The following is a 215-nucleotide window of genomic DNA, read 5'->3' on the forward strand; positions in this document are numbered from 1 at the left end:
ATTCGTGACTGGGGTGAAGTCGTAACAAGGTAGCCGTATCGGAAGGTGCGGCTGGATCACCTCCTTTCTAGAGTTTGCACGAATCAGAAATGATTCACGCATCAAATGTTCACACTTATCGGCTGTTTAATTAAGAAGAAACAGTAGTCGTAGTAGTTCCGCGTTGGGGCTGTAGCTCAGCTGGTTAGAGCACCGTGTTGATAACGCGGGGGTCG

The 215-nt window shown here is 48.8% G+C and carries 1 rRNA gene; it reads left to right on the plus strand.

The window, feature by feature from the left end:
- Positions 1–67, plus strand: a 16S ribosomal RNA gene (locus MRBLMS1_RS26920); the annotation flags it as partial.
- Positions 68–215 lie beyond the last annotated feature (148 nt).

This window comes from Massilia sp. LMS1-1-1.1, assembly GCF_040815535.1.
Taxonomy (GTDB): domain Bacteria; phylum Pseudomonadota; class Gammaproteobacteria; order Burkholderiales; family Burkholderiaceae_D; genus Janthinobacterium; species Janthinobacterium aestuarii.